Source organism: Agrobacterium genomosp. 13 str. CFBP 6927 (assembly GCA_900012615.1).
GTDB lineage: Bacteria > Pseudomonadota > Alphaproteobacteria > Rhizobiales > Rhizobiaceae > Agrobacterium.
Genome location: LT009756.1, coordinates 2,865,938 through 2,887,651 on the forward strand (window position 1 = coordinate 2,865,938; position 21,714 = coordinate 2,887,651).

A 21,714-nucleotide genomic window follows, 5' to 3' on the forward strand; every position below is an offset into this window, starting at 1 on the left:
CCGCACCCGGTCAGTTCGTCAGTGCCTTAAAATGAGGTTTCTGATTTCAAGAACAACAGAATCTGCCTCAATGACACTCTGATGTTTTACCAGATCAAACTGCCAGCGGCCATGCGCTTTCTGCACTTCGGAATCATAATCCCGGCCTTTATTAAAATAGGCCTTGAGATGCGGATTATTCTTCGCCCAAGGATGGATATAGTCGAACAGCAAATCCAGCTCCGCAAGTGCTCTTGCGGAAACGGCGTCACAGTCTTTTACCGATTGAGGCGCTTTTTCAATCCTGACTGGATGAACGGAGCCTCTTGCGCCGGTTTCCTTCAGCGCAATGCGCAGGAAAGCTGCTTTTTTATTGTTGCTTTCGACGAGATCAACCCAGCCATCGCCGAGCTCGGCCAGGAAAATCGCGGTGATGACGCCGGGAAATCCACCGCCGCTGCCGAGATCGATCCACTTTTTAGGTTCAGGGGAAAGCTGAAATATCTGCGCGCTATCGGCCACATGCCGGCTCCACAGCTCAGTAAGAGTCGAAGGCGCCACCAGATTTGTGGTTTTATTCCACTTCTTGAAAAGCTCGACAAAGTGCTCGAGTCTTTCCTGTGTTTCACGTGAAACACTCTGGCCGTTTATCTTCATAGTCCGACTCGCTATTGGTGCATGCGCATTTTTTCATTTCGCGTTGCAGAGCTTTTCCGCAGCAGTGCGAGTAGCAGCGATATAGCAGCAGGCGTCATACCGTCAACACGGGCAGCCTGTGCAATGTTTTCAGGACGCGCCTTTTCCAGCTTTTGTTTCAATTCGTTGGAAAGGCCGGACAAGGTCTGAAAATCAAAATCATCGGGGATTTTTCTATCCTCGTCTCGCTTGATATCGACAATATCTGCGCTCTGGCGCTGCATATAGACAGCATAACTGGCCTCAATTTGCAGAACCTCAGAAACTTTGCTGTCAATCGATCGCAACTCCGGCCAATGCACAGCAAGCGTCTCCAGGCTCATCTCGGGGTAGGCGAGCAATTCATATACCGTGCGGCGCTGGCCATCCTGATTCAACTTCAATCCCTGCTTTGCCGCCTGAGACGGGCTGATCGACATGTTTTTCATCAGCTCCCGCCCATTATCGAGATTCGAGAGGAAACCCGAGAAGCGCTCTTGCCTCTCACGACCAATGATGCCGGCAGCTTCACCAATAGGTGTTAGCCGCAGGTCGGCATTATCGACGCGCAGCGAAAGTCGATATTCCGCTCTCGATGTGAACATGCGATAGGGTTCGCTGACACCTTTTGAGGTTAAGTCATCGATCATCACGCCGATGTAAGATTCCGTGCGGCTGAAATAAATCGCGTCAGCATCGCCAGCATAAAGCGAAGCGTTCAGCCCGGCCACAAGACCCTGAGCTGCGGCTTCTTCATAACCCGTCGTTCCATTGATCTGCCCGGCAAGAAACAAACCCGGAATTTTACGGCATTCCAGAGAGGGTTTAAGCTCCCGCGGATCGACATAGTCATATTCAATCGCGTAACCCGGCTGAAGAATAGAAACTCTTTCGAGGCCCGGTATGGTGCGGATAAATTGTTCCTGAACGAATGCCGGAAGCGACGTCGAAATTCCGTTTGGGTAGATGGTATGATCGTCCAGCCCTTCCGGTTCCAAAAATATCTGATGGCCATCGCGTTCGCCAAACCGGGTGATTTTGTCCTCTATCGACGGGCAATATCGCGGGCCTACTCCTTCGATCTGCCCCGAATACATCGCCGAGAGGTGAATATTGTCCTGAATGATCTTATGCCCGGCCGGGGTCGTCCGGGTCACACCGCATTCGATCTGCGGATTGAGAATGTGATCCGTCATGAAGGAGAAAGGGATGGGATCCTCGTCAGCCGCCTGTCGATCCACCGCATTCCAGTCAATCGTACGGCCGTCGAGCCGGGCAGGGGTTCCCGTCTTCAAGCGGCCCATGGCAAGACCCAGACGCGAGAGCGTTTGCGAGAGGCCGAGAGATGGTTCTTCACCAACGCGACCGGCGGGAATCTTTTCGGAGCCGATATGAATGAGGCCACGCAAGAAAGTACCACTGGTAAGCACAACGGCGCCGCAATGAATCCGGCTACCATTTGCCATGATAACAGCAGAAACACGATCACCAGCCATTTCGATATCGAAAGCATCGCCTTCAATAATCGTCAAATTCTCTATTGCACTGATTTCGCGCTGCATGGCCTCGCGATAAAGACGTCGATCGGCCTGCGTGCGAGGACCGCGGACGGCCGGACCTTTTTTGCGATTGAGCATACGGAACTGAATGCCTGCAGCATCCGCAACGCGGCCCATCAGCCCATCCAATGCGTCGATTTCTCGAACGAGATGTCCCTTACCAAGACCCCCGATCGCCGGGTTGCAGGACATGACGCCAATCGTTTCGCGCTTATGGGTAACGAGAGCGGTTTTAGCGCCATGTCGCGCAGCCGCAGCCGCAGCCTCGCTGCCGGCATGGCCGCCCCCGATAACAATGACATCGAATGACTGGTGCATATCCCTGCGCCCTATCTTATTCATCAGCTTCGCCGCATCGCAGCCAATGTTTCACGTGAATCATTTTCCAATGCAGAATTCCGAGAAGATTACGCCAAGCAAATCTTCCACATCCACGCGGCCCGTAATACGTCCGAGCGAGGTCGCCGCGAGCCTCAAATATTCAGACCTTATCGCAAGGTCCATGGCTTCGGAATGGAGCGCATCACTAACATAATTCAGCGTCTCTTCAAGGCGTTTTTTATGGCGCGCACGCGCGGGAACCAATGTTTGTCCAGCGCCGACACGTTTCTCGATCTCACGCTTGATCGCTGCACGCAGCTCATCCAGGCCGAGCCCTTCCCGCGCCGAAATAGACAGGTCAAAGCTCGCTTCAGCAAAAGGAGAAAGCGCCGATTTGGTTCGCACCTGCAAAAGACGCTGGTTCGCGAAGGAGGTTAAGGATTGTTTCGGAATCGAATCGTTATCCCGCAACAACAGGATGAGATCGGCGGTTTCCGCCGTCAGAACCGCGCGCCTAACGCCCTCCTGTTCGACCACATCCTGCGTATCGCGGATTCCCGCTGTATCGAATATCCGAACCAGATAGCCATCCAGATTGATATCGACGCTTAGAACATCTCTGGTGGTGCCAGCTATGTCGGTCACAATGGCCACGTCACGGCCGCTCAAGGCGTTCAGAAGAGTGGACTTACCCGCATTGGGTTCCCCGACCAACGCCACCTTGAAGCCGTCACGGATGATCTCACTATTCCCGCCGCTCCGAAGATGAACGGCAATTTCATCCCTAAGCTCAGATACTGAGTGCCAGACCTGGGACGCGACGGAGTCCGGGATGTCATCTTCATCGGCGAAATCGAGTTCCGCCTCGATCAACGCGCGGGCGCGAGTCAAACGGTTTGCCCAGCCATCATAAAGGGCCGACAATTTACCCGTACTCTGCTCCACCGCCAGGCGTCGCTGCATTTCCGTTTCCGCCTGCAACAGATCCGCAAGCCCCTCGATTTCGAGAAGGTCCATCTTGCCGTTCTCAAATGCGCGGCGGGAGAATTCACCCGCATCCGCAGGCCGGAGCCCCCGATGATTTTCGAGTTCGGAAAAAATTGAAGCCATAACGGCGCGACTGCCGTGACTGTGAATCTCGACGCAGTCCTCACCCGTAAAGGAATTTGGGGCAGGAAAAACAACCGTCAGCGCCTGATCGATTATATCTTCATTTCGATCCCGAATCGAACTCAGCGTGACCTGTCGGGGAGCAGGAAGCGCACGGCCGGTCAATATTCCCAGAGCCTCAAAGGCTTTTGGTCCGCTGATCCTGATGATGGCGACACCAGCCGGCAAAGCGCCGCTTGAAAGTGCGTAGATCGTATCGGCGGAAGCTGACATCACTCACCTCGTTTAAACAGTCAAGCCGCATCCGAACAAACGGATGCGGCTTTAAAGTTTGGTCGATGAATCCGGCTAAACTCCGGATCAGGTATTCATGGACTCGAAGAAGTCCGAATTGGTCTTGGTCTGCTTGAGCTTGTCGATGAGGAATTCGATGGCGTCCATGGTTCCCATAGGTGCCAGAATTCGACGAAGTACGAAGATCTTCTGCAGGTCCTGACGCGGCACCAGCAGGTCTTCCTTGCGCGTGCCGGACTTGAGAATATCGAGCGCCGGGAAGATGCGCTTGTCGGCGACCTTGCGGTCAAGCACGATTTCCGAGTTACCCGTACCCTTGAATTCTTCGAAGATCACTTCATCCATACGGCTGCCCGTATCAATCAGTGCGGTTGCGATAATCGTCAGCGAACCGCCTTCTTCGATGTTACGTGCGGCACCGAAGAAGCGCTTCGGCCTCTGGAGCGCATTGGCGTCCACACCGCCGGTCAGAACCTTGCCGGAAGACGGAACGACCGTATTATAGGCGCGTCCGAGACGAGTGATGGAATCGAGCAGAATGACGACGTCGCGACCGTGTTCGACCAGGCGCTTGGCCTTCTCGATGACCATTTCAGCGACCTGAACGTGGCGTACGGCGGGTTCGTCAAAGGTGGAGGATACAACCTCGCCCTTGACCGAACGCTGCATGTCCGTGACTTCCTCAGGACGTTCGTCGATCAGCAGAACGATCAGATAACATTCCGGATGGTTTGCCGTGATGGAATGCGCGATGTTCTGCAACAGAACGGTTTTACCGGTGCGCGGCGGCGCGACGATCAATCCACGCTGGCCCTTGCCAAGCGGTGCGACGAGGTCGATCACCCGCGAAGACAGATCCTTCGACGTCGGAACATCGAGTTCCATCTTGAAGCGCTCGTTTGGATAAAGCGGCGTCAAATTGTCGAAGTGAACCTTGTGACGGATCTTTTCAGGATCGTCGAAATTGATCGTGTTGACCTTGAGAAGCGCGAAATAACGTTCGCCTTCCTTGGGTCCGCGGATCGGGCCTTCGACGGTATCGCCGGTCTTCAGCGAGAAGCGGCGGATCTGCGAGGGCGAAATATAGATATCATCCGGACCGGGGAGATAATTCGCGTTAGCGGACCGCAGAAAACCGAAACCGTCCTGCAGGACTTCGACGACGCCTTCGCCGATGATTTCGATGTCCTGGCTCGCGAGAACCTTGAGGATTGCGAACATAAGCTCCTGCTTGCGCATGGTGCTCGCATTTTCAACTTCCAGGGATTCAGCAAAAGTCAGCAAGTCGGTAGGCGATTTGCTCTTAAGTTCCTGAAGCTTCATTTCAGCCATGAAGGAAAGACCGTTTGATAATGTATTTGGGGGAGGGCGTGTTCGCGAATCAGATGCTGAGGGAGATACCGCAGATGACTGAATAATTCACATGCCACGAAGATGAGTGAAGCGAAAATAGCGATTGAACACGGCCGCCGCAAGAGGAAAGCACGAATTCCGCGAAATTTATCGTTACCCCGTCTTAACCAAAGGGTTTCACAACCACAAGTATGACGATGAGGATCATCAGGACGGTCGGAACCTCATTCATCAACCGCCAGTGACGGGCCGGTCTGGTATTTTCATCCCGCGCGAAACGTTTGGCGCTGCGGGTGAAATAAACATGGGTGATCGTCAAAATCACGACCAGTCCGATCTTCGCATGCAGCCAGCCGCCGGAAAAACCATAAACCGACCAGGCGAGATAAAGTCCCAGCACCCAGGATATCATCATCGCCGGATTCATGATGACCTTGATCAGCCGCTGTTCCATCACCTTGAAGGTTTCGGATTGCTGTGAACCGACCGGCGCATCGGTGTGATAGATGAACAGCCGCGGCAGGTAAAAAATCGCCGCCATCCAGGAAATCACCGCGATGATATGAAGCGCTTTGATCCAGAGATAGAGATCGGCTGGATCGGCGTAAAACAGCAAGGCGACAAATGCCGCAAAGACACCAAGTGCCACTCCCGCACGAAGTGCGGCCCTGTTTCCCGAACGGGCAGAGATCTGTTTCTCGTTGCTCATGCCCCGGCTCCGTGAGCGCGCACCCGCTGCACCAGCCGCGTGACGTTTTCCGGGTCGGCCTGCGGGGTAATTCCATGACCAAGATTGAAGATCAGCGGACCCTGTCCGAGCCCCTCTAGCACGGCATCGATGCCATCCTGCAACGCCTTACCGCCCGCCACCATCAGCATCGGGTCCAGATTGCCCTGCACCGGGCCTTCCTTCTGCAGATCGCGAGCAAAGCTGAGGGGCACAGACCAATCTAGCCCAATGGCGTCTGCACCCGTTTTGCGGCGATAATCTTTCAGAAGATAACCCGCCCCCTTGGCGAAAGCGATGATCTTTGCGGACGGACGGCGGGCGCGCACCGAGGCAATGATCCGCGCTACGGGCTTTACCGCATAGTCCTCGAATTCCTTCTCGCCGAGCACGCCGGCCCAGGAATCGAAAATCTGAACCGCATCCGCCCCGGCATCGATCTGCGCCACCAGATAGTCTGCGGAGATATCCGCGAGGAAAGCGAGAAGCTTTTCCATCGCAACCGGCTCCTGATAACCGAAGAGCCGCGCTGGCGCCTGGTCAGGCGTTCCGTGCCCAGCAATCATGTAGGTGGCAACCGTCCAGGGCGCGCCGCAAAATCCGAGAAGCGTCGTCTCATCCGGCAAGGCTGTGCGTAGCCGGGAGACGGTTTCGAAAACAGGCGAAAGATGTGTCAAGACATTCGCCGCATCGAGCTTTTCGATACCGCTGACATCGATCGGATCCATCGCCGGACCCTTGCCTTCGCTGAAGGATACGTTGCGATGAAGCGCATCCGGTATCACCAGAATATCGGAAAAGAGAATGGCGGCGTCGAGCCCGAACCGGCGAATAGGCTGAAGGGTCACTTCGGTCGCCAGTTCGGGATTATAACAGAGGTCGAGGAAACTACCGGCGGTCTTGCGCGTTTCCCTGTACTCGGGAAGGTAACGCCCTGCCTGCCGCATCAGCCATATGGGCGGCGGTGTGACCGTTTGCCCGTTCAACACCTTTAAAACCTTGCGCTCGCTCATGCCACCCAACTTCTCAAAAAATAAAATCAAAGAGATTTAAAAGATTTTCTATTTCTTAGAGTCTGTGGGTAGCAAGGATTAAAATCATTCCAGTCGAAATGCCGCAGTCGAGGAGTGCGACCGGTCTTTGCGGATATCATTTGATAGCCAGTTCTCCGATAATAAGGAAAACTAAGATTTATTGAATGATTTCATTTATTTAATGCCTATACGGAAAATATCCAGATCTGTGGATAGCCTGGGGAAAATTCTGGACAAGTCTTCATTCTTCCAACAATTCACAGGCACGCCGATGGTGATTGAAGCCACTTGCGGATTGTGGAAAAACACCACCTTATTCACGTCGCGGCTCGGCCTTCAGGACAATTCGGAAGTTTGTCCCGGTTTATCAACAGCGGGAGAAAAACAGCGTGGAGAACAAAAAAAGCTTCTTCCATTTGCACCTGATTTCGGACTCGACGGGAGAGACTCTCATGTCGGCGGGCCGCGCCGTCTCGGCCCAGTTTCATGCCTCCATGCCAGTGGAACATGTTTATCCGATGATCAGGAACCAGAAGCAGCTCGCCCAGGTGGTTGACCTTATCGACAAGGAACCCGGCATCGTCCTCTATACCATCGTTGACCAGCAGCTGGCTGAGTTCCTGGACTTACGCTGCCATGCGATCGGAGTACCCTGTGTCAACGTCCTCGAGCCGATCATCGGCATTTTTCAGACCTATCTCGGTGCGCCTTCCAGACGGCGGGTCGGAGCGCAGCATGTCTTGAATGCGGATTATTTCGCACGGATCGAAGCGCTCAATTTTGCCATGGATCATGATGATGGGCAGATGCCGGAAACCTATGACGAGGCCGATATCGTCATTATCGGGATCAGCCGCACATCGAAAACACCGACCAGCATCTATCTCGCCAACAGGGGAATAAAGACCGCCAATATACCCGTCGTTCCGAATGTGCCCCTGCCTGAAAGCCTTTATGCGGCGACAAGGCCACTGATCGTCGGTCTGGTTGCAACATCTGATCGCATATCGCAGGTGCGTGAAAATCGTGAACTCGGCGTTACCGGCGGATTTGACAGCGGGCGTTACACGGATCGCGCCACCATCATGGAAGAGCTGAAATATGCGCGGGCGCTCTGTGCCCGCAACAATTGGCCACTGATTGATGTTACGCGACGCTCCATCGAGGAAACGGCCGCGGCCATTCTTGCCCTTCGTCCGAGGACACGATAATCCGGATCGCACCATTCGGAGCAGACAGTCGATGAAACAAGAATTGATCCTCGCCTCGTCCAGCGCATCACGCCAGATGCTGATGCGCAATGCTGGGCTGACATTCTCGGCGATTCCCGCGGATATAAACGAGCGCGCGCTCGATGAAGAATTGGAAAGAAATGGCGCCAGTCCCGAGGACGTGGCACTCGAACTTGCCAGGGCCAAGGCGCTCGCGGTCAGTGCACTCTATCCATCAGCTCTGGTTCTTGGATGTGACCAGACCATGGCGCTTGGCGCCCGTGTTTATCACAAGCCTAAAACCATGCCGGAAGCCGAGGCGCACCTGCTGTCATTGTCCGGCAAAACTCACCGGCTGAACAGCGCGGCCGTTCTTGTCCGGGGAGGGGAAGTGTTATGGCAGACTGTCTCCAGCGCCGAGCTCTCCGTACGGAATTTGAGCACCGAATTTATCTCCCGCCACCTGCAACGGGTCGGGGGAAAGGCCTTGAGCAGCGTTGGCGCCTACCAGCTCGAGGGTGAGGGAATCCAGCTATTCACCTCAATCGAGGGAGATTATTTCACCATTCTTGGTCTTCCGCTTTTGCCCCTATTAACGAAACTGCGCGACATGGATGTCATCGATGGCTGATTCACGTGAAACATTAACCATAAATGCCTTCGTTGCCGGTTACCCGATCAAGCATTCCCGCTCGCCGATCATTCATTCCTACTGGCTGAAGAAACTTGGCATTTCCGGCTCCTATAAGGCCGTGGAGGTCACGCCGGACGATTTCCCGAATTTCATTGCGACAATAAGGGCGCAGGGGCCGGGATCCGCCGTCGGCGGAAATGTCACCATCCCGCACAAGGAAGCCGCCTACAGGCTCGCGGATAGCCCTGATGAGGTGGCTGAAGAACTGGGTGCCGCAAACACCATCTGGATGGAAGAGGGCAAGCTTCGCGCCACCAATACCGATGGTTACGGTTTCGTCTCCAATCTCGATGAGCGCCACGCAGGGTGGGATAAAATTGACCGGGCAGTGGTGTTCGGAGCTGGCGGCGCCAGCCGCGCCGTGGTCCAGTCCTTGCGGGACCGCGGCATTGCTGAAATCCATATTCTGAACCGCACGGTGGAACGGGCCCGGGAACTGGCCGACCGTTTTGGCCCAAGGGTCTTCTCCCATCCCCAAGGCGCACTTCACGAGGTCATGCAGGGTGCCGGCCTTTTCGTGAACACCACATCACTCGGAATGGATGGGACCGAAGCGCCAGACCTGGATTTCTCACCGCTCGCAGAAAATGCCGTCGTGACGGATATCGTTTATGTGCCCTTGATAACGCCCATCCTGCAGATGGCGCAAGCGCAGGGCATTGCGACTGTTGACGGGCTTGGCATGCTTCTTCACCAGGCTAAACCCGGCTTCAAGAGATGGTTCGGCCAGATGCCGGAGGTGGACGAAACCCTCCGCTCCCTCATCATCGCGGATATGGAAAAACATTGATGATTGTCATCGGTCTTACCGGCTCGATCGGAATGGGAAAAACAACGACGGCAAGGCTGTTTGCTGAAGAAGGCGTCCCGGTTCTCGATTCCGATGAGGTTGTGCACGCGCTTTATCGGGCGGAAGCCGTTGGCCTGATCGAAACCGTTTTCCCCGGCACGACCGTTTCCGGTGCGGTGGATCGCGAGAAGCTCAGCGAGGTTCTGCGGGAGAATCCGGCTAATTTTGGCAAGCTCGAAGCGATTGTTCACCCGCTTGTCCGGGAGAAACAGGAGGCCTTTCTCGCAAAGGCTAGGGAAGAAGCGCGGCAATTCGCCCTTCTCGATATTCCCCTGCTGTTTGAAACCGGAGCTGAAGAGAGGGTCGATAGAATAGTGGTTGTCAGCTGCGCCCCTGACATACAGCGCCAGCGCGTTTTATCCAGGCCGGGCATGACGGAAGAGAAGTTTGAAATGATCCTCGCCCGTCAGATGCCAGATGCTGAAAAGCGTCAACGCGCCGATTTCGTCATCGATACCGGAAATGGTGTCGAAGCGGCGCGGGATCAGGTAAGAGGAATCTTGCAAAGATTGGCCGCCGGTTCGGGCCACGGAGAAAACAATGCGTGAGATCATTTTCGATACGGAAACCACGGGCCTTGAATCGAAACTGGACCGTGTTATCGAAATCGGCGGGATTGAGCTGATCAACCATTTTCCAACCGGGAAAACGCTGCATCTCTACATCAGCCCGGAAGACCGCAAGGTTCACCCCGATGCGCTTGCTGTTCACGGCATTACCGACGACTTCCTGAAAGACAAGCCGAAATTCGCCGATGTCGTCGACCAGATCCGCGATTTCTTCGAGGGTGCTCGCTGGGTGGCGCATAATGCGACATTCGATATGGGTTTCATCAACGCCGAATTCGCCCGTCTGGGCATTGAGCCGGTCGCAGCCGATCTGGTGACGGACACGCTTTCGCTCGCCCGCCGCAAGCACCCGATGGGACCGAACTCTCTCGATGCGCTTTGCCGGCGTTACGGTATCGACAATTCCCACCGCACCAAACACGGCGCGCTCCTCGACTCCGAATTGCTTGCCGAAGTCTACATCGAGATGATCGGTGGGCGTCAGACGGCGCTCGGTTTCGGTTCGGCGGCCAAACAGGAAACGGTCGTCATCGAGGATGACGTACCACTTGAGCCGCTACAACGGCCAAGCCCTTTGCCCTCGCGACTGGATGCGGAGACCGTCGCGGCTCATGGCAAACTTGTTCTCGGCATGGGCGACAAGGCGATCTGGAACCGCTACCAGAATTGACGCCTGCCTGGACGCTGAAATGGAAAATGCGTCAAAGAAAAACCCGGGCGAATAACCCGGGTTTTGTTTTGTCAGAGATTCTGAAACGCAATAGGCGCCGTTCAGTTCGGTACAGCCTGAACCTTGGCTCTCGCCTGTTCTTCGGCAACGCGCTGAGCGAACATCTGCGCAAAATCGATCGGATCGATCATCAGCGGCGGGAAGCCGCCGTTGCGGGTGACATCCGCGATGATCTGGCGCGCGAAGGGGAACAGCAGGCGGGGGCATTCGATGAACAGCACCGGCAGCATATGTTCCTGCGGGAAACCGGCGATGCGGAACACGCCGCCATAAACCAGCTCGGCCGCAAACAGAACCTTGTCGCCATCCTTGGCTTCCGCATTCAGCGCCAGAACAACGTCAAAATCCGAACCCGAGATCGGGTTTGCGTTGACATTGACATTGATGTTGATCGACGGCGCGTTTTCACGGGCCTGAAGCGAACGAGGAGCGCCCGGATTTTCGAAGGAAAGATCCTTGATGTACTGGGTAAGAATATTCAGGGAAGGACTTACTGCGCCCTGTGCACCATTTTCAGCGGTCATTACGTTTCCTCGCGGCGTGAATTCGTGGAAGGCGGTCTATCATTTCGACCCGAGCCTTACAACCCTTCGCGAGCCGGCCCCGGCGTCGGTTCCGCCGCGCCTTCAGGGTTTGGGCAGGTCGCGATCATCCGGCTTGCTCGACCAGGGAGAATCCTTTGGCCCTTCGCGGTGAAACTCTTCCTCGTCGAGGTCTACGACCTTGGAATTCCCGCTCTGTCTCTGATCATTGCGGAAGCCGGAAAAATCGCCGGGCTGAGGACCGGACTGGCTGCCGGACTGGCGAAACGACCCCGCAACCACGACGCGCGGCCCGAAGGCTTTCCAGAAAAAGCGCCGCACCGTTTTCGACAACAGCAGAAGGCCGAGGATGTCGGTGATGAAACCGGGAATGAAAAGCAGGATACCGGCGACAACCCGCATGGCGCCATTGACCAGCTCATCCGCCGGCTGGGCACCGGTACGTCCGGCGGCCTGGAGATTTCTCACCATGCCGATGCCACCGAGACGCAGGATCAAGAGCCCGAGAAACGACGTGAACAGGACGAGCGCCAATGTCAGCCATAAACCAATCGCCTTGCCGACAATGATGAAGCCGGCAATTTCGAGGATGGGCATCATCAGGATGACGATGGGGAGAAAGGAAAAACGCATCTTCTAGCCTTGCGTGTGCATCTCTGGCAGATTGCCGGTTCGCGAGAACACCGATGATTGAATCTGCACATTTGAATGATGGTAAGATGCAGACTATATGATGGTGTGGTTTTCGAATTTAAATGGCGGTTTTGGTAAAAGATGGGCTTTAGCGACTTTATCACATTGTTTTTTCTCGTTGCAGCGGTGCTGATCTTCTTTCAGCTGCGTAGCGTTCTCGGCCGCCGAACGGGCAATGAGAAGCCGCCATTCGATCCCTATAGCCCGCGCGACGTCGCGAAAGGTCCCGTCACGGACGATAACAAGGTCGTGACCCTGCCGAAGCGCGGCGAGGCGGAGGATGAAAACCGCTTTGCCGAAGCTGATGCCCTTGCGCCCGCGGACTCGGCATTGAATACCTCCCTCAGAGAGGTGATGACCAAGGATCCGACATTCCGCCCGAAGGAGTTCCTGAACGGCGCTCGTATGGCCTATGAAATGATTGTCATGGGTTTTGCCGATGGCGACCGCAAGACGCTGAAGAACCTTCTGTCGAAGGAGGTTTTTGACGGTTTCGATGCAGCCATTTCCGAGCGTGAAAGTCGCGGCGAGATCGTGAAGTCCACCTTCGTCGGCATCGAAAAGGCCGATATCACCCAGGCGGCCGTCCGTGATTCCGAAGTGCAGATCACGCTGAGGCTGGTCAGCCAGCTCATTTCGGCCACCTATGATAAAGATGGCAAGCTGGTGGATGGCGATCCGGACGCGGTTGCGGAAGTGGATGACATCTGGACCTTCTCGCGTGACATTCGTTCGCGCGATCCGAACTGGAAGCTGATCGCTACCGAATCCGAGCAATGAGCACGCCTTTTTCAATCGACGAAGTGTCTTTCCGCGATCTGCCAGGGTGGCGGGAGGATGATCCCAGCGAGCTTTTTGCAGCCATAGGAACGATCCTGTCGCATCTGCGTAATGCGAAACCCTATAGGACCGGCGCGCTCGGCGTCACCGCTGGGGAACTGGTTTCACTTCTGGAAGCCGCCGAAGGCTTCGAAGCGGATAGCCCCGAACAGGCGCGCCGCTTTTTCGAAACCAATTGCGTTGCCTTCAAGATTTCTCCTGCTCAGGGAAAGAGCGGTTTTGTTACCGCCTTTTACGAACCGGAACTGGAAGTGTCTTCCACCCCGGACGAAATCTGGCGTTATCCAATCTATCGCAGGCCACCGGAACTGGTGGATATCGGCGACGATAATCGTCCCGCCGGTTTCGATCCGACCTATGCTTTTGGCAAAGAAGGCGAAGACGGGATTTCCTATTTTCCCGACCGTCGCGCCATGGATGAAGGATATCTGGAGGGCAGGGGTCTTGAGATCGCCTGGGCGAAATCAAAGGTCGACCTGTTCTTCGTCCACGTTCAGGGCGCCGCCCGTCTGGTGTTTCCAGATGGTGCGGTAAAACGGGTAACCTATGCGGCGAAAGCCGGGCATCCGTTTTCGCCGATAGGCCGGCTGCTTCTGGATCGCGGAGAACTCGATCCCAAAACCGTCTCGATGCAGACGATCCGCAAATGGCTCGCCGATCATCCCGACGACGTGGATGGCGTGCTCTGGCATAACCGCTCCTATATTTTTTTCCGGGAAGCGGATGTTGCCGAAGAGGATATGGGACCCATTGCCGCCGCCAAGGTGCCGTTGGTCGCCGGCCGGGCGCTTGCGGTGGACAGGCTCATCCACACATTCGGTTTTCCCTTTTTCATCCATGCGCCGTCATTGACCCATCTGGATGGTGGAAAACCATTCGCCCGGCTGATGCTGGCGCTCGATACGGGGTCGGCCATCGTCGGCCCGGCGCGCGGTGATATTTTCACCGGCTCCGGTTTCGAAGCCGGTGAACTTGCCGGTACGGTGCGCAACGACGCCGATTTTTATATACTGCTGCCACGTGTTGCTGCGGAAAGGTATCGGCGATGAAGGGCAGTCGAAAGCTTGGCAAGGAAGAACGCATCCTGTGGGGTAAGGTCGCACGCACAGCGCGGCCGATCCCAGGCAGGCTGGAGGATTTGCTGGCTTTCGACGATGTAGAGGAAACCCCGGCCGAGCCCGTGGTTCCGCAAACGGGCAAGGGTCTCTTTCCGCGCATGCTCGCAGAGCCGGCGGAGGTGCCGCCCGCTTCGCCGGACAAGAAACCCCGAATTCATCAGCCGCTGGAAAAACCGGTCAAGCGCAAGCTCACCCGCGGCAGGCTGCCGCTGGAAGGGCGGATCGATCTGCACGGCATGTTTCAAAGCGAGGCCCATGCGGTTCTGCTTGATTTTCTGCTGCGCGCACATGAACGTGGTCTCCGGCATGTGCTGGTCATTACCGGCAAGGGCCGTTCCATCGGCAGCGACGGCGCGCTGAAGAGGGCGGTACCCATGTGGTTCTCCAAACCCGAATATCGCCATTTGATTTCGTCCTACGAGGATGCATCTGCCAATCATGGCGGCGACGGCGCGCTCTACGTGCGGCTGGCACGCCGCAGGGGTGAAAAATCATGACACCCTTTGCGGAAGCCGTGCGACAGCTTCGCGAACGCAAGGGCGTAACGCAGAAGGAAATGGCGGCGGCCATCGGCGTATCGCCAGCCTATCTTTCGGCACTGGAGCACGGCAAGCGTGGCAAGCCGAGCTTTGATCTGCTTCAGCGCATTGCCGGATATTTCAATATTATCTGGGACGAGGCGGAGGAATTGTTCTTTCTCGCCGGCTCGTCCGACCCGAAAGTGGTGATCGACACGATCGGCCTTCCGCCGCAATATACGGCTTTCGCCAATCGTCTGGCGCGGGATATTCGCAAGCTGCCGCCGAGTATGATAGAGGAACTGTCAGCGGTGCTGCAAAAAAGCCGTTCTTGCGATTGAAACCCCTCTATCCCCTGCTTTATGCAGCATCCGGAAGCATGCGGCCTTTGGGATTGGGTGTAGAATTTCTATAGTCGCATGTCGGATTTGAGTGATTCGCTGGCTTCAGGCCTTCTCACTGAAAACTTGGCCAGGAAAACTTTGGAAAGAGTACTTATGACCGAAACATCGTCAAGCGAAGTCGGCGCAAACACGGAATATGGAGCCGATTCGATCAAGGTCCTCAAGGGTCTTGATGCCGTGCGCAAACGGCCCGGCATGTATATCGGCGATACCGATGACGGTTCCGGCCTGCATCACATGGTTTACGAAGTGGTCGACAACGCCATCGATGAAGCACTCGCGGGCCACGCCGATCTGGTGACGGTGACGCTGAATGCCGATGGATCAGTGACGGTGACGGATAATGGACGCGGTATTCCGACCGACATCCACTCCTCCGAAGGCGTTTCCGCAGCCGAAGTCATCATGACCCAGCTGCATGCGGGCGGAAAATTCGACCAGAACTCCTACAAGGTTTCCGGCGGTCTGCACGGTGTGGGCGTTTCGGTGGTGAATGCGCTCTCGGTCTGGCTGAAGCTCAGAATCCGCCGCAATGGCAAGCTGCACGAAATCGGCTTCACCCACGGTGTCGCCGATGCGCCGCTCTCGGTCATTGGCGAATATGAAGGCCGCTCGGGAACGGAGGTCACCTTCCTCGCCAGCCCGCAAACCTTCACCATGACGGATTACGATTACGGCACGCTGGAGCATCGCCTGCGCGAACTGGCATTCCTGAATTCCGGCGTGCGTATCCTGCTCACCGACAAGCGCCATTCCGATATCAAGCAGGAAGAGCTGCTATATGACGGCGGGCTTGAAGCCTTCGTCCGTTATCTCGACCGTGCCAAGAAGCCGCTGGTGGACAAGCCTGTTGCCATCAAGGGCGAGAAGGACGGTATCACCGTCGAGGTCGCGCTGTGGTGGAACGACAGCTACCATGAAAACGTGCTCTGCTTTACCAACAACATTCCCCAGCGCGATGGCGGCACCCACATGGCCGGTTTCCGTGCGGCGCTGACACGCCAGGTGACTTCTTATGCTGAAACATCGGGCATCCTGAAAAAGGAAAAGGTAAGCCTGCAGGGTGAGGACTGCCGTGAAGGTCTGACGGCCATTCTCTCCGTCAAGGTTCCCGATCCCAAGTTTTCCTCGCAGACGAAGGACAAACTCGTTTCGTCCGAAGTGCGACCGGTCGTGGAAAGCCTCGTCAACGAGGCCCTGTCTACCTGGCTGGAAGAACATCCTTCCGACGCGAGGATCCTTGTCGGCAAGGTGGTGGAGGCGGCCGTCGCCCGCGAAGCCGCCCGCAAGGCGCGCGAACTGACGCGCCGCAAGGGTGCGCTCGATATCGCCTCTCTGCCCGGCAAGCTAGCCGACTGCTCCGAGCGCGATCCCGCGAAATCCGAACTCTTCCTCGTCGAGGGTGACTCCGCCGGCGGTTCGGCCAAGCAGGGCCGCTCGCGCGAAACCCAGGCCATCCTACCGCTGCGCGGTAAGATACTGAATGTCGAGCGCGCCCGTTTCGACAAGATGTTGTCCAGCCAGGAAATCGGTACGCTGATCACTGCGCTCGGCACCTCGATCGGCAAGGATGAATTCAACGCCGACAAGCTGCGTTACCACAAGATCATCATCATGACGGACGCTGACGTCGACGGCGCCCATATCCGTACCCTGCTTTTGACCTTCTTCTTCCGTCAGATGCCGGAGCTGATCGAGCGCGGCCATCTCTATATCGCCCAGCCGCCGCTTTATAAGGTGACGCGCGGAAAGTCCGTGCAATACCTCAAGGATGAGAAGGCGCTGGAAGAATACCTCATTTCCATGGGTCTTGAGGAAGCATCGCTGACCCTCGGCACCGGTGAGGTTCGCGTTGGCGCCGATCTTCGCGAAGTTATTCTCGATGCGCTGCGCATGCGCTCGCTGATCGATGGTCTGCATTCCCGCTACAGCCGTTCGATTGTGGAACAGGCCGCCATTGCCGGCGCGCTCAACCCCGAGCTTTCGGCAAATGCGGCGCGTGCCGAGGAAACGGTTGCCGAAGTTGCCCGCCGTCTCGACATGATTGCGGAAGAAACCGAACGTGGCTGGACGGGTACGGTACTGGATGATGGCGGACTGCGCTTCGAGCGTATGGTTCGCGGCGTCAAGGAAGTTTCGACGCTGGATATGGGTCTCATCGGTTCGGCCGATGCCCGTCACATCGATCAGCTCGCAGCCCGCACCCGCGATATCTACGTGACGCCGCCGGTTCTGCAACGCAAGGACGGCACCATGGAACTGCCAGGTCCGCGTGCGCTTCTGGATGCGATTTTCGCCGCCGGCCGCAAGGGGCTTTCCATGCAGCGTTACAAGGGTCTCGGTGAAATGAATGCCGAGCAGCTTTGGGAAACGACGCTTGACGCCAATGTCCGCTCGCTTCTGCAGGTCAAGGTCAATGATGCGACCGATGCCGATGGCCTGTTTGCCCGCCTGATGGGCGACGAGGTGGAGCCGCGCCGTGACTTCATTCAGGAAAATGCCCTGAGCGTTGCCAACCTCGACATTTAATTCTGTGGGGCGTCTCACGTAACGATTCACGTGAAACGAAACTTTAACAAAAGGCCCGGCGGTCGTTTTCCGCCGGGCCTTTTTGTTGATATGGATGCTCGGATATCAATCGGCCTTACCGGTAAAACGCCCCTTGAAAGCGACGTCCGAAAGGGGAAGGCGCTTGCTCGGCACTTCCCGTTCCGCCAGATCATCGGGAAGAACGGTCTTGTCGGTCAGCGTGCCGATGGCAACTGCTGCCTCCACCTTGTACCCATCAGGAACATTGAGCTTTTCCACGATCTGGTCTTTGAATATGCCGGCCATGCCATGGGCATGGTAACCGAGCAGATGCGCCTGCATGGCAAGCGAAAACCATGCTGCACCCGCATCGAAGGAATGGGTCGCCGACGGTTTTTTCTCGCCTTCGCGTGAGACATTGTGGTCGCGGGAAATGACGAAAAGCAGCACGGAGGCATTTTTTGCCCAGCGCTGGTTCCCTTCCATCAGAAGTTCCACGAAGAGAGGCCAGTCCTGGCCATCTTTGTGTGCGTAGACAAACCGCCATGGCTGATGATTGGATGCTGAGGGCGCCCAGTGCGCCGCATCGAGAATGGTCAGCAGATGCTCTTGCGGCATGGCATTTCCGTCGAAGGCGCGCGGAGACCAGCGATCGAGGAAAAGTTGATCGACGGGATATTCTGATTGTCGGGAATTGCTGTTCGTCACGGGCCATGTCCTTTTGATTGCCGGGAAGGAAAAGGTATTTTTCGAAAGTCGGAGCAGTCAAGGGGTGACAAGTATGAATGCATCGTTCATATATGCATCACCTTGTCAGACAACCGGGAGAGAGTTCCATGAAATTGATGCGCGTTGGCCAGCCTGGCCAGGAAAAGCCTGCGATCCTCGACGCGGAAGGAAAAGTCCGCGATCTGTCCGCCCACGTGAAAGACATTGGCGGCGACGCCATCTCTCCCGAAGGCCTCAAGAAGATTGCCGCCATCGATCTTGGCACTCTTCCGGTCCTCAACGAAGAGCGCATCGGCGCCTGCGTTACGGGAACCGGAAAATTCATCTGCATCGGCCTTAACTTCTCCGACCACGCCGCTGAAACAGGTGCGACCGTACCGCCGGAACCCGTCATTTTCATGAAGGCGACCTCGGCGATCGTCGGTCCGAACGACGACGTCGTCATTCCGCGCGGCTCCGAAAAGACCGACTGGGAAGTCGAGCTTGGTGTGGTCATCGGCAAGACGGCAAAATATGTTTCGGAAGCCGATGCTCTCGATTACGTCGCCGGTTATTGCGTGTCGCATGATGTTTCCGAACGTGCCTTCCAGACGGAGCGTGCCGGGCAGTGGACCAAGGGTAAGTCCTGCGACACTTTCGGTCCGATCGGCCCCTGGCTTGTCACGAAGGACGAAATCACCGATCCGCAAAACCTCGGCATGTGGCTGAAGGTGAACGGTCAGACGATGCAGGATGGTTCCAGCAAGACCATGGTCTACGGTGTCGCCCATGTCGTTTCCTATCTCAGCCAGTTCATGTCGCTGCATCCCGGTGACGTCATCTCCACCGGCACACCTCCCGGCGTTGGCATGGGCCAGAAGCCGCCGCGTTATCTCAAGACCGGCGATGTCGTGGAACTTGGCATTGAAGGCCTCGGTTCCCAGAAGCAGACTTTCGTCGCCGACATCTGATCGCAAAGGCGTTCAACGGAAAGTGAGGCGCTGGCGGGAAACCGCCGGCGCCTTCGATTTTGTGCACCTGCGAAAAGCTGCTATGGTTGAAAAAAGAGCGTGATCGCGAGGGAGGCGTCATCAGTGTTCTACCACCTCTATGAAATGAACCATGCGGCCATGGCGCCGCTGCGCGCCGGTGCCGACATGATGCGCCAGGCCTGCAATAATCCGCTCAATCCGCTTTCCAGCACGGCTTTCGGAAGAAGCCTCGATGCCGGTTTTGAGGTCTTTGAGCGCATGACGCGCCGTTACGCAAAACCGGAATTCGCTCTCGGCAGTACGATTGTCGATGGCCAGACCGTCAATGCTGTCGAAGAGACCGTCTGGTCGCGTCCGTTCTGCAATCTGCTTCATTTCAAGAAGGAACTTGATCCAGCCCGCCAGTCCGATCCGAAGGTGCTGCTGGTGGCGCCGATGTCCGGCCACTATGCCACTTTGTTACGGGGGACGGTGGAAGCCCTGCTGCCTTCGGCGGATATTTACATCACCGATTGGGCCGATGCCCGCACGGTGCCGGTGAGTGAGGGCACTTTCGATCTCGACGATTACATCAGCTACGTCATCGAGATGCTGCGCGCGATCGGGCCCGGGGCGCATGTGGTTGCCGTCTGTCAGCCATCCGTGCCGGTGCTGGCCGCCGTCTCGTTAATGGAGACGGATGGGGATAAATTCGCGCCGGCATCCATGACGCTGATGGGCGGTCCGATCGACACCCGCATCAATCCCACAGCCGTCAATGATCTTGCCAAGGCGAAACCCATTGAATGGTTCCGCGACAATGTCGTCATGCAGGTGCCGTGGCCGCAGCCCGCTTTTGGTCGCAATGTCTATCCCGGCTTCCTGCAGCTGTCCGGTTTCATGTCGATGAACCTCGACAAGCACATGACAGCGCATAAGGATTTTTACCTCAACCTCGTCAAGAATGATGGCGATTCCGCTGAAAAACACCGCGAATTTTACGATGAATATCTGGCCGTCATGGATCTGACGGCAGAGTTCTATCTGCAGACGGTGGAAACCGTCTTTATCGACCATGCGCTTCCGAAAGGGAACATGCTGCACCGGGGCAGGGCGGTCGATCCTGCGGCCATTCGCAATGTCGCATTGTTTACGGTGGAAGGTGAGAACGACGATATTTCCGGCGTCGGCCAGACAAAGGCGGCCCATGATCTTTGCCGGAACATCCCTGAAGACAAACGCGCCCATTACATGCAGCCGGATGTCGGGCACTACGGCGTCTTCAACGGTTCGCGCTTCCGCAAGGAAATCGTGCCGCGCATGCTGGATTTTATCCGTAAACACCAGACGGCTTAAGGGCAGACGGCGGGCCATGCCGCGCATTTGCATGGCCAACCGACGGACGAATCGGTTATGAAGAGTTCATGTTTTCGCTCCTCAGAAAATCCCTGAAATCACCGGCCCCAAAGAAGGCGCTGCCCAGCCAGCGCACCGTTGCGGTGGCGGGCAGGCAGGTGCCGATTACGGTCAGGGAAAATCCGCGCGCCACGCGCATTACGCTGCGCATCGAACCGGGTGGCAGGGCACTGAAGCTGACGATCCCGATGGGCCTGCATCACCGCCAGGTGGATGACTTTCTCGAAAGGCATCAGGGCTGGCTGGAAGGCAAGCTTGTGAAATTCAGCCCAGACGACGGTTTGCGTCCGGGTGCGACCATCGATATTCGCGGCATATCTCACCGTATTGACCATACTGGCAGCCTGCGAGGGCTGACACATGTCACGAAAGACGCCGATGGGGTGGCCGTTCTGAAGGTCAGCGGCGCGCCGGAACATCTGAGACGACGGATAGCGACATTCCTCAAAAAGGAAGCGAAGGCGGATCTGGAACGGCTTGTGGCTGTTCATGCTCGCACCGCTGGCCGGCCGGTGCGCTCCATCAGCATGAAGGATACGCGCAGCCGCTGGGGCTCCTGTTCCCATGATGGAAATTTGAGCTTCTCATGGCGTATCGTCATGGCCCCCGAAAAGGTCATCGACTATCTCGCCGCCCACGAGGTTGCACATCTGAGCGAAATGAACCACGGCCCGAAATTCTGGGCATTATGCGAAAAGCTCTGCCCGCACACGGCAGAAGCCAAGAGCTGGCTGAAACGCCATGGTTCCAAACTCCACGCCATCGATTTCGATTGAAACCTGCAGCGCGGATCGCCATCTGGATTCACGTGAAACATTCCATCGGAAATGGATGCGATTTGGCTCGACTCTTGTCGCATTTCATGTCAG

Annotated in this window: 22 protein-coding genes; 13 read left to right on the forward strand and 9 right to left on the reverse strand. The window is 56.4% G+C overall.

What is annotated here, in order from left to right:
• Nucleotides 1-18 precede the first annotated feature (18 nt).
• From rsmG to hemE, 6 genes are all read right to left on the reverse strand, one after another.
• On the reverse strand, nt 19-636 hold the full coding sequence (gene rsmG / locus AGR13A_RS14095) for a 16S rRNA (guanine(527)-N(7))-methyltransferase RsmG (protein ID WP_080836329.1): 618 nt from the start codon (nt 634-636) through the stop codon (nt 19-21).
• Nucleotides 637-647: 11 nt separating this feature from the next.
• A complete protein-coding gene (gene mnmG, locus AGR13A_RS14100; protein WP_080836331.1) occupies nt 648-2,531 on the reverse strand; it encodes a tRNA uridine-5-carboxymethylaminomethyl(34) synthesis enzyme MnmG in 1,884 nt (627 codons plus the stop codon).
• Between the two features lie 60 nt (nt 2,532-2,591).
• Nucleotides 2,592-3,917, reverse strand: coding sequence for a tRNA uridine-5-carboxymethylaminomethyl(34) synthesis GTPase MnmE (gene mnmE, locus AGR13A_RS14105; protein WP_080836332.1), 1,326 nt, complete (start codon nt 3,915-3,917; stop codon nt 2,592-2,594).
• Between the two features lie 87 nt (nt 3,918-4,004).
• Complete coding sequence (rho, locus tag AGR13A_RS14110) at nt 4,005-5,270, reverse strand: transcription termination factor Rho (protein WP_003492784.1); 1,266 nt, start codon at nt 5,268-5,270, stop codon at nt 4,005-4,007.
• Between the two features lie 184 nt (nt 5,271-5,454).
• Complete coding sequence (hemJ, locus tag AGR13A_RS14115; RefSeq protein WP_080836334.1) at nt 5,455-6,000, reverse strand: protoporphyrinogen oxidase HemJ; 546 nt, start codon at nt 5,998-6,000, stop codon at nt 5,455-5,457.
• Nucleotides 5,997-7,031 (reverse strand): uroporphyrinogen decarboxylase, encoded by a 1,035-nt coding sequence (gene hemE, locus AGR13A_RS14120; protein ID WP_080836336.1) that lies wholly within the window; start codon nt 7,029-7,031, stop codon nt 5,997-5,999. Before hemE ends, hemJ begins: the two co-directional genes overlap by 4 nt.
• Before the next feature lie 410 nt (nt 7,032-7,441).
• Between hemE and AGR13A_RS14125 the strand changes: the two genes are divergently transcribed.
• Genes AGR13A_RS14125 through dnaQ form a run of 5 tightly spaced genes read left to right on the forward strand, consistent with a single transcriptional unit; the run spans nt 7,442 to nt 11,046 of the window.
• Nucleotides 7,442-8,263, forward strand: coding sequence for a pyruvate, water dikinase regulatory protein (locus tag AGR13A_RS14125; RefSeq protein WP_003492790.1), 822 nt, complete (start codon nt 7,442-7,444; stop codon nt 8,261-8,263).
• A gap of 31 nt (nt 8,264-8,294) precedes the next feature.
• Complete coding sequence (locus AGR13A_RS14130; protein ID WP_080836339.1) at nt 8,295-8,894, forward strand: Maf-like protein; 600 nt, start codon at nt 8,295-8,297, stop codon at nt 8,892-8,894.
• Nucleotides 8,887-9,747: a shikimate dehydrogenase gene (locus tag AGR13A_RS14135; RefSeq protein ID WP_080836342.1), complete on the forward strand. Its 861-nt coding sequence runs from the start codon at nt 8,887-8,889 to the stop codon at nt 9,745-9,747. Before AGR13A_RS14130 ends, AGR13A_RS14135 begins: the two co-directional genes overlap by 8 nt.
• On the forward strand, nt 9,747-10,355 hold the full coding sequence (gene coaE / locus AGR13A_RS14140) for a dephospho-CoA kinase (RefSeq protein ID WP_080836344.1): 609 nt from the start codon (nt 9,747-9,749) through the stop codon (nt 10,353-10,355). The genes AGR13A_RS14135 and coaE overlap by 1 nt, the downstream gene beginning before the upstream one ends.
• The gene (dnaQ, locus tag AGR13A_RS14145; protein WP_035221965.1) at nt 10,348-11,046 is read left to right on the forward strand and encodes a DNA polymerase III subunit epsilon; all 699 of its coding nucleotides are present in this window, start codon (nt 10,348-10,350) and stop codon (nt 11,044-11,046) included. Before coaE ends, dnaQ begins: the two co-directional genes overlap by 8 nt.
• A 101-nt stretch (nt 11,047-11,147) precedes the next feature.
• On the opposite strand, the gene secB is transcribed toward dnaQ, so the two are convergent.
• The gene (gene secB / locus AGR13A_RS14150; RefSeq protein WP_035221967.1) at nt 11,148-11,630 is read right to left on the reverse strand and encodes a protein-export chaperone SecB; all 483 of its coding nucleotides are present in this window, start codon (nt 11,628-11,630) and stop codon (nt 11,148-11,150) included.
• A gap of 102 nt (nt 11,631-11,732) precedes the next feature.
• Nucleotides 11,733-12,281, reverse strand: coding sequence for an FxsA family protein (locus AGR13A_RS14155; RefSeq protein WP_080836346.1), 549 nt, complete (start codon nt 12,279-12,281; stop codon nt 11,733-11,735).
• Between the two features lie 141 nt (nt 12,282-12,422).
• On the opposite strand from AGR13A_RS14155, the gene AGR13A_RS14160 reads away from it, so the two are divergent.
• From AGR13A_RS14160 to gyrB, 5 genes are all read left to right on the forward strand, one after another.
• Nucleotides 12,423-13,121, forward strand: coding sequence for a Tim44/TimA family putative adaptor protein (locus AGR13A_RS14160; protein WP_139786058.1), 699 nt, complete (start codon nt 12,423-12,425; stop codon nt 13,119-13,121).
• Nucleotides 13,118-14,230, forward strand: coding sequence for a murein transglycosylase A (gene mltA / locus AGR13A_RS14165; protein ID WP_080836347.1), 1,113 nt, complete (start codon nt 13,118-13,120; stop codon nt 14,228-14,230). Before AGR13A_RS14160 ends, mltA begins: the two co-directional genes overlap by 4 nt.
• Nucleotides 14,227-14,796: a Smr/MutS family protein gene (locus tag AGR13A_RS14170; RefSeq protein ID WP_035221977.1), complete on the forward strand. Its 570-nt coding sequence runs from the start codon at nt 14,227-14,229 to the stop codon at nt 14,794-14,796. The genes mltA and AGR13A_RS14170 overlap by 4 nt, the downstream gene beginning before the upstream one ends.
• Nucleotides 14,793-15,158, forward strand: a complete 366-nt coding sequence (locus AGR13A_RS14175) for a helix-turn-helix domain-containing protein (RefSeq protein ID WP_003492812.1) — start codon at nt 14,793-14,795, stop codon at nt 15,156-15,158. Before AGR13A_RS14170 ends, AGR13A_RS14175 begins: the two co-directional genes overlap by 4 nt.
• A 156-nt stretch (nt 15,159-15,314) precedes the next feature.
• Complete coding sequence (gene gyrB, locus AGR13A_RS14180) at nt 15,315-17,750, forward strand: DNA topoisomerase (ATP-hydrolyzing) subunit B (protein ID WP_035221980.1); 2,436 nt, start codon at nt 15,315-15,317, stop codon at nt 17,748-17,750.
• 105 nt (nt 17,751-17,855) lie between these two features.
• Here the strand turns inward: gyrB and AGR13A_RS14185 are convergent, their stop codons facing one another.
• Entirely contained in the window at nt 17,856-18,458 is a 603-nt protein-coding gene (locus tag AGR13A_RS14185) for a nitroreductase family protein (RefSeq protein ID WP_080836349.1), read from the reverse strand.
• A gap of 128 nt (nt 18,459-18,586) precedes the next feature.
• Here AGR13A_RS14185 and AGR13A_RS14190 point away from each other — a divergent pair, with 128 nt between their 5' ends.
• From AGR13A_RS14190 to AGR13A_RS14200, 3 genes are all read left to right on the forward strand, one after another.
• Nucleotides 18,587-19,429, forward strand: a complete 843-nt coding sequence (locus AGR13A_RS14190) for a fumarylacetoacetate hydrolase family protein (RefSeq protein WP_080836351.1) — start codon at nt 18,587-18,589, stop codon at nt 19,427-19,429.
• Nucleotides 19,430-19,552: 123 nt separating this feature from the next.
• On the forward strand, nt 19,553-20,785 hold the full coding sequence (locus tag AGR13A_RS14195; protein ID WP_080836353.1) for a polyhydroxyalkanoate depolymerase: 1,233 nt from the start codon (nt 19,553-19,555) through the stop codon (nt 20,783-20,785).
• A gap of 68 nt (nt 20,786-20,853) precedes the next feature.
• Nucleotides 20,854-21,621, forward strand: coding sequence for a M48 family metallopeptidase (locus AGR13A_RS14200; RefSeq protein WP_080836354.1), 768 nt, complete (start codon nt 20,854-20,856; stop codon nt 21,619-21,621).
• Nucleotides 21,622-21,714 lie beyond the last annotated feature (93 nt).